Here is a 16,285-nt window from a genome sequence, read left to right as displayed (position 1 = left end):
ACGAAGAGGATTGAGCTTTTGCCTGACAGCAACAGCCTGATTCAGTTTTTATATTTGTGTTAGTAGCCACCCTTTTTCCTCCTATGCTTTTTTAATTTGCTCAAAGTTTTCGATGAGATGACAAACCATGTTTGCAGTCGGTGCTTTGTCTTCCATTTCTTCCCATCGAGAAAGCGCAGAAGACATTTTTCCTCGAAGTGCCAACATTGCTTGAAACTGCTTTTCTGTTTCTTCAAGCCGCTCTTTGATCAGGCTTCTGACTAATGGGCACGCACTTTTACCATCTTCAGATTCATTAATAATTTCCTTGATATCTGCAACGGAAAAACCAAGGTTTCTGGCACTTAAAATGAATTTAAGTCTCGATACTTCTTTATTCGAGTATGACTTGTAGCCGTTCACTGACTTAGCAGGTTTTAACAATCCTAATCTGGTGTAATAGCGCACCGTATCAGCAGTCGTTCCAAGGCTTTTTGCCAGCTCCGCAACTTTCATATTCACTCCTCAGTTTTTTAGCTAAGTTTGTACTCTCATCTTCAGCTTAGACCTGTGTCTAAGACACAGGTCAAGTACTAATTCTAGTGAATAAGCTAAAAACTAATTTTTTGGTAAAAGAGAAATCTCGGTCAAAATCGACAGCATTAAGTACTGTAAATAGCAATAGTTTGAGCATTTCCATAATGCCTTTCCAAATATCGTACTAATCGTTCAAAACAATTGGTTATTTAAACCAATGAAAAAATCATTCTATTTTGATGGGAGTGGCGAAAAAAAGACGCACTGTTCCCGTGATTAGCCAATAATTGGTGGACGATAAAGTAAGAGATGGATACCAGATTTTGGTAGGGGTGTACGCTGTAGAATTAGCTCAGAATGAATATTGCAAATACCTTCGTCTTGCGCTTCCACAAGATAGGCATTTAAATGAAAGCTTGTACAAAAACCGCCTTCACAACAAACACAATCACCAGCTTTGCATTTTTCACAGACTTCATCACCATGACGGTTTTTAGAATCTTGCGAGTTTACAGTGTGATAGTGACTATTGTCATTCATTGATTGATGGTGAATATTTTTGCTTCGTTGCATAATATGCGTGTCGGAAGATCCATTTTGATGTTCTTCACAATTCATTGGCTTAGCTGTAGCAAAACTATGCTGCGTAAGCAACACAGTTATTATTACTATTTTAAACCACCTGAAAAGTCCAAACATTATCATTCCTTCTTTAGCACCTACAATATTAGCCACTTTATAAAAATAATTTTATGATCTTGATCAACCTTTGAACTAAAACCTAAACTTTTTACTTTTTACTTTTTACTTTTTTAAACAGCTTTAACTTCACAAGTATAAAAGGGGTGTCTAATTTATACTCATGAGATTGAAGCCAAGCATGAGCACCATTAAAAGAAATAAAAACCCTACGCTCATAACTAGGTATTGAGTAATGGATCATTTTTCCAATTGTTCAGCTTTAAGCGCAGTACTTTGCAACAATCGGTTCTATCCCGGGCACATCCAATTCCCGTTCATCAAAAGTGATAAAATGGCCTATTGTACGTCTTTCAATGGCGATGTTTTTTGCCTTGACTCTTTAACCTTAACCATTCGCCAACTTTACTTCTTAGCTGATATTCCACCTTGATAGGTATACACCAGACTGGCACCGATTGAAAACAAGAAGTAGCTTACTATTACTGCTCTTAGTTCTTTCCAAAAAAACTATTAGCTAGGCCTTTCCTAACATAACTAAAATGGTTTAAATCCCAAAAAACGAAAGCTACCATCAATATAGTTGCGGTAGCTCTCATCAAGTCAATATAGTATTTCTTCATATCAGAGCCAGAACTTGATACCTGCAACAAAAGCAGTATCACGAGTACTTTGCCCATTTAACTTCGCAAAGTCGGCTGTATTACCAAATTTATTTGTCCACTCAACGCCAACATAGGGAGCAAACTGGCGGGTAAACTCATAACGAACCCGAAAACCAATAGCACTGCTAGACAAGCCACTACCAAGGTTATTTTGGACGTCTTCCTTACCGTAAAGCGTCAACTCTGCTCGTGGTTGAACAATTAACTTTTGAGTAAGTAACAGCTCATACTCAGCTTCGATCGAAAATGCACTATTACCTTGCTCTCCTAAATACGCAGTCATATCAATTTCAAACCAGTAGGGGGCTAGACCTTGTAAACCAAAAGCTAGCCATTTGCGGTTTTCACCTTCGTTATTGTAATCAAGTCGAATACCGACTTGTGTATCCCAATAAGCAGATATTGCGTGGCCCCATAGAAAATCTGTTTGGTTCTCCTCTAAATTACCTTCGCTAAAATCTCCTTCAGTTTTGATGACTAATCTATCAAAAGTAGTGCCATACCATGCCTGAAAGTCAAAAACACCTGCGTTTGTTTGCTCATTATATTCAAGACGATCCCCTAGTAGCGCGTAAAATGAATGCTCATCTGCCAAAGTCAGTCGTTTGTCGCTACTGAGTGCATAAGGACCTTCAGTCAAAGTTGTACCTGCTGCATAAGCATGGGGGTCTCTAGCATCTTTAGGTGCATCTCCACCTTGTGCTTGCATTTTAGAATCACCCATCTCAGTCATCTCATCTTTTGCAGATACAGATACACTTATAAGGGGCAAACCTATTAATAATAGTCTTAACGTATTGGTTAGTATTAATTTTTTCATGATACAACTACCTCTCTAAACATACCTGCATCCATGTGGAATAATAAATGGCAATGCCATGCCCAGCGACCTACGTCATGAGGTGTTGTTAAAAAACTAATTCTTTGCGCTGGTTGTACAGGGGTAGTATGGCGACGAACCTGTACATCACCTTTTTCATTCTCCAAATCGCTCCACATACCATGCAGGTGCATGGGATGTGTCATCATTGTATCGTTTTGTAAAATAACTCTTAAACGTTGATTATGCTTCATGTGAACTGGCGTGCTTTTTCCAAATTCCAAGCCATCAAATGACCAGCTATAACGCTCCATGTTTCCAGTTAAATGTAATTCAATTTCAGCCTCTGGCTCTTGCTGGTTTGTAATTCCCTCAAGAGAATGTAAATCTGCAAGTGTTAAAACACGGCGTCCATTTTTACGTAAACCTATACCGGGATCATCAAGGTTTGTTCTAGGCATATCAACACGCATATCAACAGAAGCTCCATACTCTGTTTTTGCATGACGCACTTTAGTGCTAGCAACAGCTAATGGGTTTTTAGTCATTCCATGTTTACTATGATCCATTGCCATCGCTCCATGACCCATTGCACTATGATCCATTTTATTAGAATTCATGCCCGACATGTCTGCCATACCTGCCATCGCGGAATGCTCACCACCTTGGGCCATATTCCCCATCATATCTGTCATCGTTAACCATTCAACGGGATCTAGAGCAGGTACTGGTGCATTAATATTAGGTGCCATTGATAAAGTACCTTTAGCATAACCTGAGCGATCCATGCTTTGTGCAAAAATCGTATATGCATCATTTTTTGGCTCGACAAGTACATCATAAGTTTCACCGGGACCAAATCTAAATTCATCTACTGTCACAGGTTCAACATTTTGTCCATCAGCTTGTACAACTGTTAACTTCAGCTCAGGTATTCTTACATCAAAAAACGTATTGCTAGAACCGTTAATAAATCTAAGCCTAACCTTTTCGCCAGCTTTAAACATTCCACGCCAGTTTGTCAAAGGCGCACAACCATTCATTAAAAAAGTCATTGCAGATGCTGATAAGTCTGCAAGATCTGTAGGGTTCATTCTCATTTTATTCCACATTTCCCGGCGTTGTAGCGCATTTGAAACGCTGCTATTTGAAATGTCATCAAAAAACTCTGGAACAGTAGGTTGATTAAAGTTAAATACATCGCTCTGTACTTTTAACTTGCGAAACAAATCCATTGGGTCATCATCAGTCCAATCAGACAATTGGATGACATGCTCATTGTCAGCACTAATAATATCCTTTTCTCTTGGCTCAATAATTAATGCGCCGTACATACCTGTCATTTCTTGAAAGCCACTGTGTGAGTGATACCAATATGTGCCGCTTTGTTGCAGCTTAAATTTATAAACAAAGGTTTCACCCGGCATTATACCTTTAAAGCTAATACCCGGTACGCCATCCATTTGATACGGAAGAATGATCCCATGCCAATGAATTGAACTCGGCACTGATAATTTATTAGTTACCCTGATAGTAACGTCATCACCTTCTCTGAGGCGCAAGGTAGGAGCTGGTATTGAGCCATTGATTGTTGTAGCCATTCTTACAACACCTGTGAAGTTTACGGGTGACTCATCTATCACTAAATCTATTACTTCTCCACTTAGTTCGGGCGCAGTACCTGTTGAAGTTCCAGCAATCAAAGATGAAGCTGCATGAAGAACACTTGGAAAAGCAGCTAATACACCGCCAGCAATTACACCTTGTACAAAGCGTCTACGTGGCGTAGAAACTTGATGTAATGGACTTTTAATTCTCATTTTGTACTCCGTTATTTAACCAATAAATTAATGTGACCAATGAATGTGCTTAATCTTCCATTCACCATTTTGTTTTTCCAGCACCATCGTTTCCATGCCTTGATAATCGCGTTCAACACCTTTATGAGTACCTGTAGTTTGACTACGCGACGCAGAGATAGCGGTATTTCCAAGTATCGTCACTTGATGTTCAAGTGTGTCGCTCTTCATCGCTGCTAAATACTTCATATCCGACAACATATGATGATGAGCATATTCATCAGCGCTCCTTTCAACGCGGCCTCCCTCGAAAATGGTGACATCATCCGCTAACTGCGCTCTAGCCTGTTTTTGATTGCCAGTTTCAAGTGCTTGATGAAATGCCAAAACAACTTTTGCGGCAGGGGTATCTATACCTTTAAACAAACCTTTGTCTTTGTTCTTATCACCATGAGCGTTTGCTGCGAAACTAAACGTCATTAATAAAACGAGTAATATATTTATTGTTTTCATTTTCATTCTCTCTTTTAGGTTTTAATTTGCAGGGCCAACAACACTAGTAAGCCCAGCCGTTACAGATAAAATGGCAAAAGCTACTACCATTTCTATCGAGATAGATTTAGATAAAGCCTCTCTGCCTTGACTATTTTTAAGTTGTGGAACGAGTATTAGTTTATGTTTAGCAGCAAGTGCCAAAATAGACACTACAAGGGCCAATTTAAACAACAGTATTTGTCCGTAACTTGAGCTTATTAGTGCATCAAGACTTCCGACCAATTGAATCACGAGCCAGAGGCCTGCTACCAACAATAGGCTCAATGTAAAACTTGCTTGTTTGCCAAAGCTTTCCATCAGCAAATGAAGTTCTGCATAACTTAGCTGATGGCAAGCCTGTTTTAATGGCAATAACGCCCCAAACCACCATGCCATAACGAGCACATGCAAAATAAGCAAGCCTTTTTCAATTGTGCCTAACTCAGAAATATGACCCAGTAACGTGAATGAGTATGCAAGGATTAATAAACTCAACATTAAAGCGCTTTGTTTTAAGTACGAGTTCACAGCGAGTTTGAACCTTAAAGCTAAAGCGATTATTGCGGTAACTAGCCCAAGCGCTCGAAGCAAAGCTCCAGTGCCGACAGAGGAGTCCCACATAATAGCCAATATATCAGCGTCTATCGCCCCCTGAATTCCCTCTTCTGCCATTGCACCAGTACTGGCAAAGAACCAAGTAATATTAGCGATCAAAGCCATAACTATATAAGTTCTTGTCCACGTTAAATTCGCTATTACAGCATTAGTATGAGATTCATTATTCTCAAATATTTGCCTGAAAAATGTATAACCTGCAATACAGGCAAAGCCGACGTAAAATACAATTTTTGACAGTACAATGACTGTATTCCAGATATACATTTCCATATCAATCACACCGCCTATTTTAGTGAACCATAAAGCCGAAGCTATGTTTCATTTTATGACCATCGTTACCTAAGAAGGTTACATCCACAGCGTAGTTTGCAGGAGCTAATTTAGGTAGTTTCCATGTAAATTTGCTAGTAGCGACTTTAGAAGGCTCGAATCCAAATTTAAATTCTTCGCCTTGTTTATTGGCCAATGAAACTTTTACAACCCGTACCTCTTTGGTGAACACCAAAGTTAACTCTTCTGGAGGATTCATTAGCATTGCATTATCAGCAGGCACACTTTTTTCAAGATGCACATGCGCAAATACCGCACTACTAAAAACGACACTGATTACGGTTAAAAATTTAATTAGTTTTTTCATATTTACCTCTATTTTAGTTTATTGAAATTGCTATTTATGGTTTCTTAACTTCGCTAAGCATTACTTTTTAGCTCCGCCTTAGAAAGCTCCTTGTTAAAGGCGTTTAATTCTGGCTTTTTAACGATTGAGTAAATTACTGGGAGCACAATAAGAGTGAGTAGCACAGCACTTGTCATTCCGCCTACCATAGGTGCAGCAATACGACTCATAATCTCCGAACCTGTTCCTGTACCATATAAAATGGGCATCAAGCCGATAATGATTGTTGCAACTGTCATCATTACTGGACGAACTCGTAAGCCTGCACCGTGCAATAATGCATCTTGATATGCATCATCAGAGATAGGTTCAGCTCGCTCTTCAGCTTTTTCCTTAAGCTCAGCAAGTGCCTGATTGAGATAAACCAACATTATCACACCAATCTCAACCGCTACCCCAGCTAGAGCAATAAAGCCCACGCCAACAGCCACAGAGAAGTTAAACCCTTCCAGATACATCAACCATAAGCCACCAATCATCGCCATCGGCAAGGTAACGATAATGATAGCCACCTCACTAAACGCTCTGAAGTTTAAGTAAAGTAGAATAACAATAATGGCGAGTGTTAAAGGCAATACATAGGTGAGCTTTTCTTTCGCTCTTTCCATATATTCGTATTGCCCAGCCCAAGTAATTGAATAACCTGCTGGTAGTTTTAGATTATTAGCCAAGTGTATTTTTGCACTTTCAACATAAGTACCTACGTCAACACCGTCTATATCGATAAACGTCCAGCCATTTAAACGAGCATTTTCACTCTTAATTCCCGGCGGACCGTTCTCAACTCGAATATCTGCGACATCACCTAGTGCAATGCGTTGACCACTTGGTGTTACAACAGGTAATCGTGATAGCTGCTCAGGAGAGTCTCGATAGTCTTGCGGATAGCGTAAGTTAACAGGGTAACGCTCTTGACCTTCTACCGTTTGGGTAACGTTCATACCACCAATAGCTGTAGAAACCACTTGTTGAACATCTTCGATGTTTAACCCAAAGCGACTTGCCTTATCGCGTGAAATATCAACCTTGATATATCGTCCACCTGCAACTCGCTCTGAGTAAACTGATGCTGTGCCTGTAACTTCGGGTAAAATTTGCTCTATTTGTTGGCCGATTTCCTGAATCACATCAAGCTCTGGTCCGGCGACTTTAATACCCACAGGCGTTTTTATGCCTGTTGCTAACATGTCGATTCGGGTCTTGATTGGCATAACCCAAGCATTCGTTAAGCCCGGAAACTTAACCAATTTATCAAACTCAGCTTTTAACGATTCAGTAGTCACACCCTCTCGCCACTGCTCTTGTGGCTTCAATTGAATAAAGGTTTCAATCATGGTTAAAGGTGCAGGATCGGTTGCAGTTTCAGCTCTTCCTACTTTACCAAATACAGTTTCAACTTCTGGCACAGTGCGAATAAGCTTGTCTGTTTGCTGCAATAACTCCCTTGCTTTACCAATTGAAATACCGGGATAGGTAGTAGGCATATACATGAGATCGCCTTCATCCAATGGCGGAATGAATTCACTACCAATTTTATCGACAGGCCAAAAGCCAACGATAGTCACTAATATTGCTGCTACTATTGTCGATTTTGGAAACTTCATGACTTGCTTTAAAACAGGCATGTAGATAGCAATCAATAATCGGTTTAACGGGTTTTTCTTTTCAGAAACAACTTTGCCTCGAATAAAGTAGCCCATCAAAACAGGCACCAATGTGATCGCCAAACCTGCTGATGCCGCCATTGCATAGGTTTTTGTATAGGCGAGCGGAGAGAACATTCTTCCTTCTTGCGCTTCCAAGATAAATACAGGTAAGAATGAGACTGTAATGATCAGTAAGCTAAAAAATAGTGCAGGGCCTACTTCACTCGCAGCCTTAGCAACAATTTGCCAGCGATTTTCATCTGTTAGTGGTGTTTTCTCCATATGCTTGTGCATATTTTCAATCATCACTATTGCACCATCAGTCATCGCACCAATCGCAATAGCGATACCGCCTAAAGACATAATGTTGGCATTGATGCCTTGCATATACATGATAATGAACGACACCAAGATACCTAATGGCAGAGTAACAACTGCCACAATAGATGAGCGAAGATGAAATAGGAAAGCCACACAGACAATAGCAACGACTGCAAGCTCCTCTAGCAACTTGCTCCAAAGATTATCAACAGCACGAGCTATTAACTTCGATCTGTCATAGACAGGAACAATCTCCACCCCCTCTGGTAGAGAAGATTTAAGCGATTCAAGTTTTTCTTTTACCCCGTTTATGGTTTGTTGGGCATTTTCACCAAAGCGCATAACGACAACACCACCAACAACTTCGCCTTCACCATTAAGCTCTGCGATACCACGGCGCATTTGAGGCCCTAAATTTACGGTAGCAACATCACCAATACGCAATGGCGTGCCTTGCTCGTTAATACCAAGTGGAATTTTCTCTATGTCTCCAACTGATTGAATATATCCCGTAGCAGTAACCATATATTCAGCTTCCGCCATTTCCACAACGGATGCGCCAGTTTCTTTATTGCCTCGTTTAAGTGCCATTTGGATATGACTTAACGGCACGTTATAAGCTCTGAGCTTGTCGGGATCGACTTGTACCTGATATTGCTTAACCATACCGCCAACGGCGGAAACCTCAGACACGCCCGGAACAGTTTGTAGTTCATACTTTAAAAACCAGTCTTGAATACTTCTTAATTGGCTTAGATCATGGTTTCCTGACTTATCTGTTAAAGCGTAGATGTATACCCAACCCACACCTGTCGCATCAGGTCCTAATTGTGGTTTTGCCGAATCAGGCAGGCTTGATGCTACTTGGCTTAAGTATTCAAGTACTCTGCTTCTAGCCCAATACAAATCAGTATCATCATCAAAAATGATATAGACGTAGGAATCACCAAAAAATGAGTAACCACGAACAGTTTGCGCTCCCGGTACTGACAACATGGCTGTAGTAAGGGGAAACGTCACTTGATCTTGCACTACTTGTGGTGCCTGTCCCGGATAGCTCGTCTTAATTATCACCTGCACATCAGAAAGATCGGGGAGTGCATCTACTGGTGTTTTTTGTAATGAATACAAACCACCAAACGCGATAATTAAGGTAATCAACAAAACAAAGAAACGATTGCCGATAGACCATCTAATAATTGATTCAATCATTATTTTTCTCCCACTTAATGATTAGAATGATCAACAGCAGCTTTATTTTCCTTGCCGTGTTGTTCATCTGATTCAAGAGAAATGTCAGTGATAACTAAGTCATCTCTAACCTCAAAAGTGAAAGTGACATTATCACCGACATTGAAATCAACCATTTCTATATTGTCCGCGATGATAAAATCCATCGTCGCAGCAGGTCTATCCCATTTCTCTATTGGGCCTCTGCTAATATTTAGAATCCGTGTATCAATATCAATCGCATTGATCAAACCAGATACTGTTGCTGATGATACTTCAGGCTCACTCATGATATGAATTCCAGTAATTTCATATCCACCGTCTTCGGTTTTGCTCACTTCAAAGTGCAAAGATTGACCTGACTTTAATGAGTCAATATCGACTTTTTCAGCCACAGTAAAATCCATAACCATTTCAGGCCAATCCCAAGCTTCAGCAGGGCCATGTGAAATATTAACCATGCGGTGCCCTGCCATAACACTATTAACATCCCCTTGCATCCAAACAGAGTTAGGCACTTCATCATGAGTCATTCGTTTAAAGTCAGAGCTTTTACTTGATTCAGAATCAATCAAGAATTGGGCAGATGTCACCACAACGTCATCTTCATTTAAGCCGTCTAATATTTCGATGCTGTCGATATCAACCCGGCCAATAGTCACTTCAATAGATTTAAATTGCCCATCACCTAACGCAAGTACTACTCTGTCCTGTTTACCTGTTCTAATAACGGCTTCTTTAGGCACGAGGATGGTGCTATCAGCTTGATTAGCGTGAATAGATACTTGTGCAAACATATTTGGTTTTAATTGATAGTCTGTGTTATCAAATTTCAATCTCACTCGGAGTGTGCGTGTTTTACTGTTCAATGTTGGATAAACATAATCAACGACACCAGCCCAGTCCTCACCGGGTAAATAATCCAGTGTCATTGATACAGGAAGTCCTTTTTTAATTAAGGCTGCGTCACGTTCAAACACTTCTGCTTCAACCCAAACTTGATCTAGCTGGCCAATGCTTAATAAGGTGTTTCCCGGCTTTACATAAAAACCTTCTCTAACCTTCAAACCATCGACAACACCTGCTTGTGGTGAATAAAAGGTAATTGTTTGCTGAACCTTTCGTGTCTTTTCTAGCTTTTGAACAAAGTCTGCTGAAAGCTGTAACGCTTTTAGGCGATCTTTGGCTGCTGAAATTAAAGAACTATTGTTGCGCTTTAACGCTATTAACAGCTCTTCCTGAGCATTAACTAACTGAGGAGAATATAGTGTATAAAGAGGCTGCCCTTTCTCTACAGGGTTACCTGCTGCTTTGATGTAAAGTTTATCAATCCAGCCATCAACCCGTGGGTGGATATGAATTAGCTTATCTTCATCATATTGAACGTAACCTACCGTTGAGATTTCAGTATGCATATTTTTCAGTTCAACAGGTGCAGTGCGAACCCCAAGGTTATTCACTACATGAGGCGCAATTTTTACTGCTCCGGGGCCAAAGTCATCACCAGATGATCCTTCCTCATACACAGGAATTAAATCCATCCCCATAGGCGACTTACCGGGCTTGTCCCGGCGGTAATTAGAATCCATCGGTGCAACCCAATACAGAGGCTTTTTTTCTCCTGATGTTGCTTCATTACTATTACTGTTTGAGCCAGTACCTTGATATAAACTCAATGCTCCAGCACCAAGTGCTGCCCCAATGATGATGGCAATAATTGTTTTTGTATTCGTTGACATTATTTTTCTCCAAATTGCTTATTGGATAAGTGCTGATTAGTTTTGTGTGAAGTTTGCATCGACTTATGTTCAGCATTTGAGTTAGATTGAGAATGCGCAAAGAAATAGTTGATGCGAGTAACTGTTTTAAGTGCATCAACATCAATTCTTAAAGCTGATATTCTGGTATTTAATTCGGCAATTCTTGCTCGAACAACTTCGGCAAAATCGCCATCATCATTGGTGTAAGCCGTCAAAGACGCTTCCGCTTGGTCATGAGTTTGTTTAAGGAGTTGTTCTTGATAGATAGATTGTCTATCAGATAAACGCTTAAGCTGTCTAAGCTCCTTTTCCACCGCACTGATCATTTGCTTTGTCAGCAATAGTTTCTCGGTTTTAACAGCCTCTGAATCTGCAATAGAAGCTGCAACTTGCTTATCTTGTCTGTTCTCGGTAAACAAGGGTAAATCAAACGTTACCCCAACAGAAAATAAATCAGCTCGGCTATCACCAGAGGGCATATTGTCGCGATAGGCATAACTAGCATTAACGCCCCATTGCGGCTCATATTGCTGTTTGGCTAACTCAATTCCTTTTTCTGAAGCTTTGCGTTTTATATCAATCGCAAGTATGGCTGGGTGATTCGAAAGCTCCTGAGCCAATAGATTTCTTGAGTAATTAGATGCTTTTAGGACTGTTGGATTATTCAATTGAATCGAAGGCAATTCTTTTGAGACGCTAAACTCTAATGGTTGCGCGTCAAAGTTGAATGATTCATTCAAACGATCCGCATCGTAAATATGAAGCCACTCATTGAGACGAGCGATTGTCGTTTCTAGTTTCTGCTTTTGCGAAGTTAATCTGTCATCTAACTGCACGATTTCCAACTGAGCACGAATAACATCTTGCTGTCTAGTTTTACCAACAACGTTTGAATAGCTAGCTTTAGCCACTTCCGCCATCTGCTCAAAGAGAGACCAATCATCTTCAATCAATTTAATAGTTTGTTGGGCTAAGTAAGCATCTAACCAAAGTTGTGACACTTGGCTTTTCAACTTAGCTTTACGATCCTCTCGTAACAGTGGAAATTTCGTGGACTCAATTTGTAACTGGTCTTTCTTGATCTCTAGACTGTCGCCTCTCGGAAACATTTGAGAGACGCCAACCTTTAGCTGAGTCATTCCTTCCTGATCTAAATCCCAAGTATCTGTTGGTAAATTCATTATCCCTAGCGATACTTTCGGATCAGGCAAAGTACCTGAAGCAATACTTCTATTTTCAACTGCACTTTGTTTCAATCGGCTACCATGAAGCCAAGGATCATTTTGCTGAGCTAAGGTGATAGCTTGTTCAAGCGACACTACTTTCTCAGCTTGAGCTGAGAATACAGATAAGCCGAGTATTAATGCAGTTGAAAGTGAAGTAAGGTTTGAAGAGTTCAATTTCATTAGAATTGCTCCTCGTATGTCTTAACTTTTGCATAGACTTTGCTCGTTCCATCTTTAAATAGAATTAACACGTTGTATGGCATAAAGCGGTCATCGACTTCCATACCGGGAGAGCCAACTGGCATTGCTGGAACTGAAAGCCCAATCGCATTGGGATGTTCTTCTGATAAGAACTGCTGAATAAATTTAGCAGGTATATGACCTTCAAAGGCAAATCCATTTCTACTCACTGCCGTGTGGCATGAACGGTAATTAGGTTTGATACCATACTTAGTTTTGATGTTGCCGATGTTTCGGAAATCTTTGGAATGCGCAACGATCCCTTTGTCTTCAATATGAGTTATCCATTTTTTACAACACCCACAAGTAGGGGTTTTATAAACGATTAACTCCAAAGGTGTTACGTCGTTATTGTGTGCATGGTTATGTTCGTTGGCGTTTGCAAACGCAGGTGAAAGCAGCATTACTACTGCTATTTTTAAATACTTATTGATCATTTTTGCCCCCAGACATCGCTGGAAAATATCTATAGCGCTACGACGCTATATTGACTAACAGAAAAATTAATTACATGTGCGAGAAATTTGGACGCACTAATCCTGTATTAGGCAAAAATTGGTGGACGATAAAGGGAAGTGGAAATTGAATGAGGTTGTTTAGATTGCAGAGCAGCTACAGATTCACTGAATATTTGAATATCTGTCGAATCAATACTGGAATTTAGGACTGTCGTAGATGAGCAAGCATTTGCAGGACAAATACATTCAACGTCACAACAATCTTCTGATTGACCATTACTGCTTTTATTCATATCACCATGATCCATGTTCATGTTCATGTTCATGTGTGATTCGTGAGAACCTGATGACATTTCGCAAGGCATAGCAGAATACGCAAATGCTTGCCCTACAAAGGCAACCAGCATAAGCGTCATTACTAAGACTTTTGAAAATGCTTTAGACATAAAATTCTCTTACAAATATACATCTCCAATACTAATGCAAATTTTTGACTAAGTCAATTGATGCTGTATAAACATTTATGAATATTTGCTGAGGGATCCCCTCGAATTTGACCATAGTATCAGCTCTTTTCCAGTTTGATGACACCCCAGTCAAACTCTGCGGCCCAGAGCGTGACTTGCCGTCTTGCCGCTTGTATCTCTTCTTCAGTTAAGCCCAGCTGGGCGGCCTTTGATAATCGCATTCCCAGGTAGTTAAATGAGAGTACTCGCCGATGTTTGATGCTGTTAGCCTGAAACTGCAAGTGCTTCCCGGCCAGCTCTGCCGCCAGCCCTATCATGTAATGCAACCAATTTGCCAGTGCCGCCAATAGCAACAGCACTTCCAATCGTTCGCGTTTATAAGTACGGTGGGCTTCGCTACCTAAGCCATAGGTCTGGCTTTTCTGGTCGCGGAAGCTCTCTTCTATTTGCATGCGTTTGCCGTAGCATTTGGCAATCTTCGTCGCGTAATCGAAGCAATTGGGCAAGGATGAGACCAACAACCACGGCTCTTTATATTGCTTGTGTTTGTCGGATTTTCGCAGCTTCCAACCGGTGCCCACCAGCACGGCTTGAGTGCGATATTGCTGGGCTTTGGTCAGCTTAACCTCACCCAAGACTTGGGGCGTAGGGCGTGCTTTTTTGTAGGCTTTGGCAACCGTGATATAGGCATCCTGGCCGGGTAGTTGCAGTGTCTGGTTGCCACGAACTCTGGCAATGTAATGCCAGCCGAGCTTACGTATTTGCTTAAACCACGGCACTTTAAAACCCGCATCGGTAATAATCACCGGCTTAAAGTCTGCCGGCAGTACCTGCTTTAACCGGTATAAAAACGCCCTGTGTACGTGTGGGCACGTATACTCGTCCATCGGCACAACAACTTGATGTAACGTCAGTGGGCGACCTTCCAGCGCCAGGCTGGCACGCAGGATAAAATGGCGCTTTTCGGTGTCGGCATTGCTCCAGTCCACTAAAATCAGCGGCTGTTTGCCCTGACGTAGCAAGCGGGTCATTTCGCCATAAATAAGCGGCGCCTCTGCTTGAAGCGCTTCATTTCTTAGCAAACGGTCAGCTCGTTTGATGCCGTGTTTTTATGACGTTTCACTGTCAAAATTACGGCCGATAGCCGTTACCGTGCATTGGCCATTCTGCATCAAGCTTTGTACTGCCGCCCCCACAGCTAAAAATCGGGCTTTGTGCATACATTTGGGGGTGACAAATGAGAGGAAATCGGCGAGCATTGTTTTTACATTCATGGCAGCATTCATGGTTAGGTGTTTTTGGCGAAAGATCAGATCGGGAACTGCCATGAATGTTCCCTTCGCCTCTAACTATTTGTTTTATCTACGCCATTCGTGGGGATTCGTCAGCTATATTGCTTTAATTAAACTTACAAATACTTTTAGGTACATCTGATATTTGTGCAAGCTATAAATTCGTTGCTCACCATTGACTAGAAGTGTCCGCTTTTGGCACTCTCCAGCCACTCGACAACATAATAATTGGTAAAGTATTTTACTGTGTCTGATGGCGCTTAGCTTATCCGACCTACTCTGGCACTAACTGAAAATACTTTTACTCTAAATTAAAATTGAAGCTCTAATCAAAAATATCAATTTTTGTGCCCTGTTTTACTTCAAATTGTAGTTATTCTCAAGCTGTGGCTCAAAATCATCTGAAATGATGGTACCCACAAGCCCACACTTGATATCTAATATTTCATAATTTATACGTTGATGTTTGTCGAATCAAAATATTTTAACTAGCTTAAAGGCAGACTGGTCAAAAACTTAAATACTTATAAAACTAAAAAAGCGCCTGATTAACTCGGAGCGCTTTGTGTTTAGGACAAATAAACAGGTTTTATACAAATTTAAATAACAAATATTTGAGCGCTATCTTCATACTACGCTTATTGCTTTGGCAATATTGCTCATAGTTAATTATGCCAATAGCCATTTTGCTACAGAATAAAGTGAGCGAAATAAACCACGCAAAATTTTGAGTTGATTGATATTGAAAAAATAGTATAGCTGAGCCACTAAATGCGATAATCGAATAGACAACTTCTATTCGGTATTGGATAAAAACTTTCAATATTTTGAGCATTAAAAACCGTCATCGAGCGGGTCAAAAGCATCAAAACAGTCATCATTGTTTGAATCGGCTATCGAATCTTCAATTTCATAAACGGTCATTACTCGATTAGATTGGCCCACCACATTGCCGCCAACATCAACAATATTACAACTCGCATTCGTAATAGGCAGACCGCTGGCTGGATTAATCGCGATATCAGTAACGTCATTATTTTTCATTTTTAAACCTTATTAATCATTAATTTCTGCTATCAAATTTAATGATTTCGTGATAAAAAACAAACTTGTTTGACTGCGCAGCTCAGCAACAAACAGTTTGAATAAGTAGTAATCTCTCCCCCTTAATTAAGCTAATTTTTATTAAGCAAAAAAAAACCTTTTTCTTTTCTAAAAAATTCATTAGTAAGTTTAATTTGGAGGCGGCTTTTGTCTGCAAGACAGGTTTTTTAAAACGCATTTTTCGGCACGAAAAACTGCAAAATAGCGCCTCAGA

The 16,285-nt window shown here is 40.4% G+C and carries 13 protein-coding genes and 1 pseudogene; all 14 read right to left on the bottom strand.

The window, feature by feature from the left end:
- Positions 1–81 precede the first annotated feature (81 nt).
- The 14 genes and pseudogenes from MTP24_RS05765 to MTP24_RS05700 all read right to left on the bottom strand — a co-directional run bounded on the left by MTP24_RS05765 (position 82) and on the right by MTP24_RS05700 (position 16,011).
- Positions 82–495, bottom strand: coding sequence for a MerR family transcriptional regulator (locus MTP24_RS05765; RefSeq protein WP_008467855.1), 414 nt, complete (start codon positions 493–495; stop codon positions 82–84).
- 297 nt (positions 496–792) lie between these two features.
- On the bottom strand, positions 793–1,215 hold the full coding sequence (locus MTP24_RS05760; protein ID WP_243533188.1) for a hypothetical protein: 423 nt from the start codon (positions 1,213–1,215) through the stop codon (positions 793–795).
- Positions 1,216–1,839: 624 nt separating this feature from the next.
- Positions 1,840–2,700 (bottom strand): copper resistance protein B, encoded by an 861-nt coding sequence (locus tag MTP24_RS05755; protein ID WP_138529296.1) that lies wholly within the window; start codon positions 2,698–2,700, stop codon positions 1,840–1,842.
- Positions 2,697–4,520, bottom strand: a complete 1,824-nt coding sequence (locus MTP24_RS05750; protein WP_138529298.1) for a copper resistance system multicopper oxidase — start codon at positions 4,518–4,520, stop codon at positions 2,697–2,699. Before MTP24_RS05750 ends, MTP24_RS05755 begins: the two co-directional genes overlap by 4 nt.
- 27 nt (positions 4,521–4,547) lie before the next feature.
- The gene (locus MTP24_RS05745; protein ID WP_008467847.1) at positions 4,548–5,018 is read right to left on the bottom strand and encodes a nuclear transport factor 2 family protein; all 471 of its coding nucleotides are present in this window, start codon (positions 5,016–5,018) and stop codon (positions 4,548–4,550) included.
- 15 nt (positions 5,019–5,033) lie between these two features.
- Positions 5,034–5,921, bottom strand: a complete 888-nt coding sequence (locus MTP24_RS05740) for a CopD family protein (RefSeq protein WP_058552471.1) — start codon at positions 5,919–5,921, stop codon at positions 5,034–5,036.
- Between the two features lie 19 nt (positions 5,922–5,940).
- Positions 5,941–6,288, bottom strand: a complete 348-nt coding sequence (locus tag MTP24_RS05735) for a copper resistance CopC family protein (RefSeq protein ID WP_010558032.1) — start codon at positions 6,286–6,288, stop codon at positions 5,941–5,943.
- A 53-nt stretch (positions 6,289–6,341) separates the two neighbouring features.
- The gene (locus tag MTP24_RS05730; RefSeq protein ID WP_243533187.1) at positions 6,342–9,506 is read right to left on the bottom strand and encodes an efflux RND transporter permease subunit; all 3,165 of its coding nucleotides are present in this window, start codon (positions 9,504–9,506) and stop codon (positions 6,342–6,344) included.
- Between the two features lie 14 nt (positions 9,507–9,520).
- The gene (locus tag MTP24_RS05725) at positions 9,521–11,263 is read right to left on the bottom strand and encodes an efflux RND transporter periplasmic adaptor subunit (protein ID WP_243533184.1); all 1,743 of its coding nucleotides are present in this window, start codon (positions 11,261–11,263) and stop codon (positions 9,521–9,523) included.
- Positions 11,263–12,690 (bottom strand): TolC family protein, encoded by a 1,428-nt coding sequence (locus tag MTP24_RS05720; RefSeq protein ID WP_243533183.1) that lies wholly within the window; start codon positions 12,688–12,690, stop codon positions 11,263–11,265. Before MTP24_RS05720 ends, MTP24_RS05725 begins: the two co-directional genes overlap by 1 nt.
- Positions 12,690–13,187 (bottom strand): DUF411 domain-containing protein, encoded by a 498-nt coding sequence (locus MTP24_RS05715; RefSeq protein ID WP_004589252.1) that lies wholly within the window; start codon positions 13,185–13,187, stop codon positions 12,690–12,692. The genes MTP24_RS05720 and MTP24_RS05715 overlap by 1 nt, the downstream gene beginning before the upstream one ends.
- A 107-nt stretch (positions 13,188–13,294) precedes the next feature.
- On the bottom strand, positions 13,295–13,654 hold the full coding sequence (locus MTP24_RS05710; RefSeq protein ID WP_004589251.1) for a hypothetical protein: 360 nt from the start codon (positions 13,652–13,654) through the stop codon (positions 13,295–13,297).
- 119 nt (positions 13,655–13,773) lie between these two features.
- A pseudogene (locus MTP24_RS05705) lies at positions 13,774–14,949 on the bottom strand (IS4 family transposase).
- A gap of 852 nt (positions 14,950–15,801) precedes the next feature.
- Positions 15,802–16,011, bottom strand: a complete 210-nt coding sequence (locus MTP24_RS05700) for a hypothetical protein (RefSeq protein ID WP_064664176.1) — start codon at positions 16,009–16,011, stop codon at positions 15,802–15,804.
- Positions 16,012–16,285: the final 274 nt, after the last annotated feature.

It is taken from the genome of Pseudoalteromonas sp. APM04, from assembly GCF_022809815.1.
Taxonomy (GTDB): Bacteria; Pseudomonadota; Gammaproteobacteria; order Enterobacterales; family Alteromonadaceae; genus Pseudoalteromonas; species Pseudoalteromonas marina.
The sequence above is the reverse complement of the archived record's forward strand: the minus strand, read 5'-3'. Positions and strand labels throughout refer to the sequence as shown.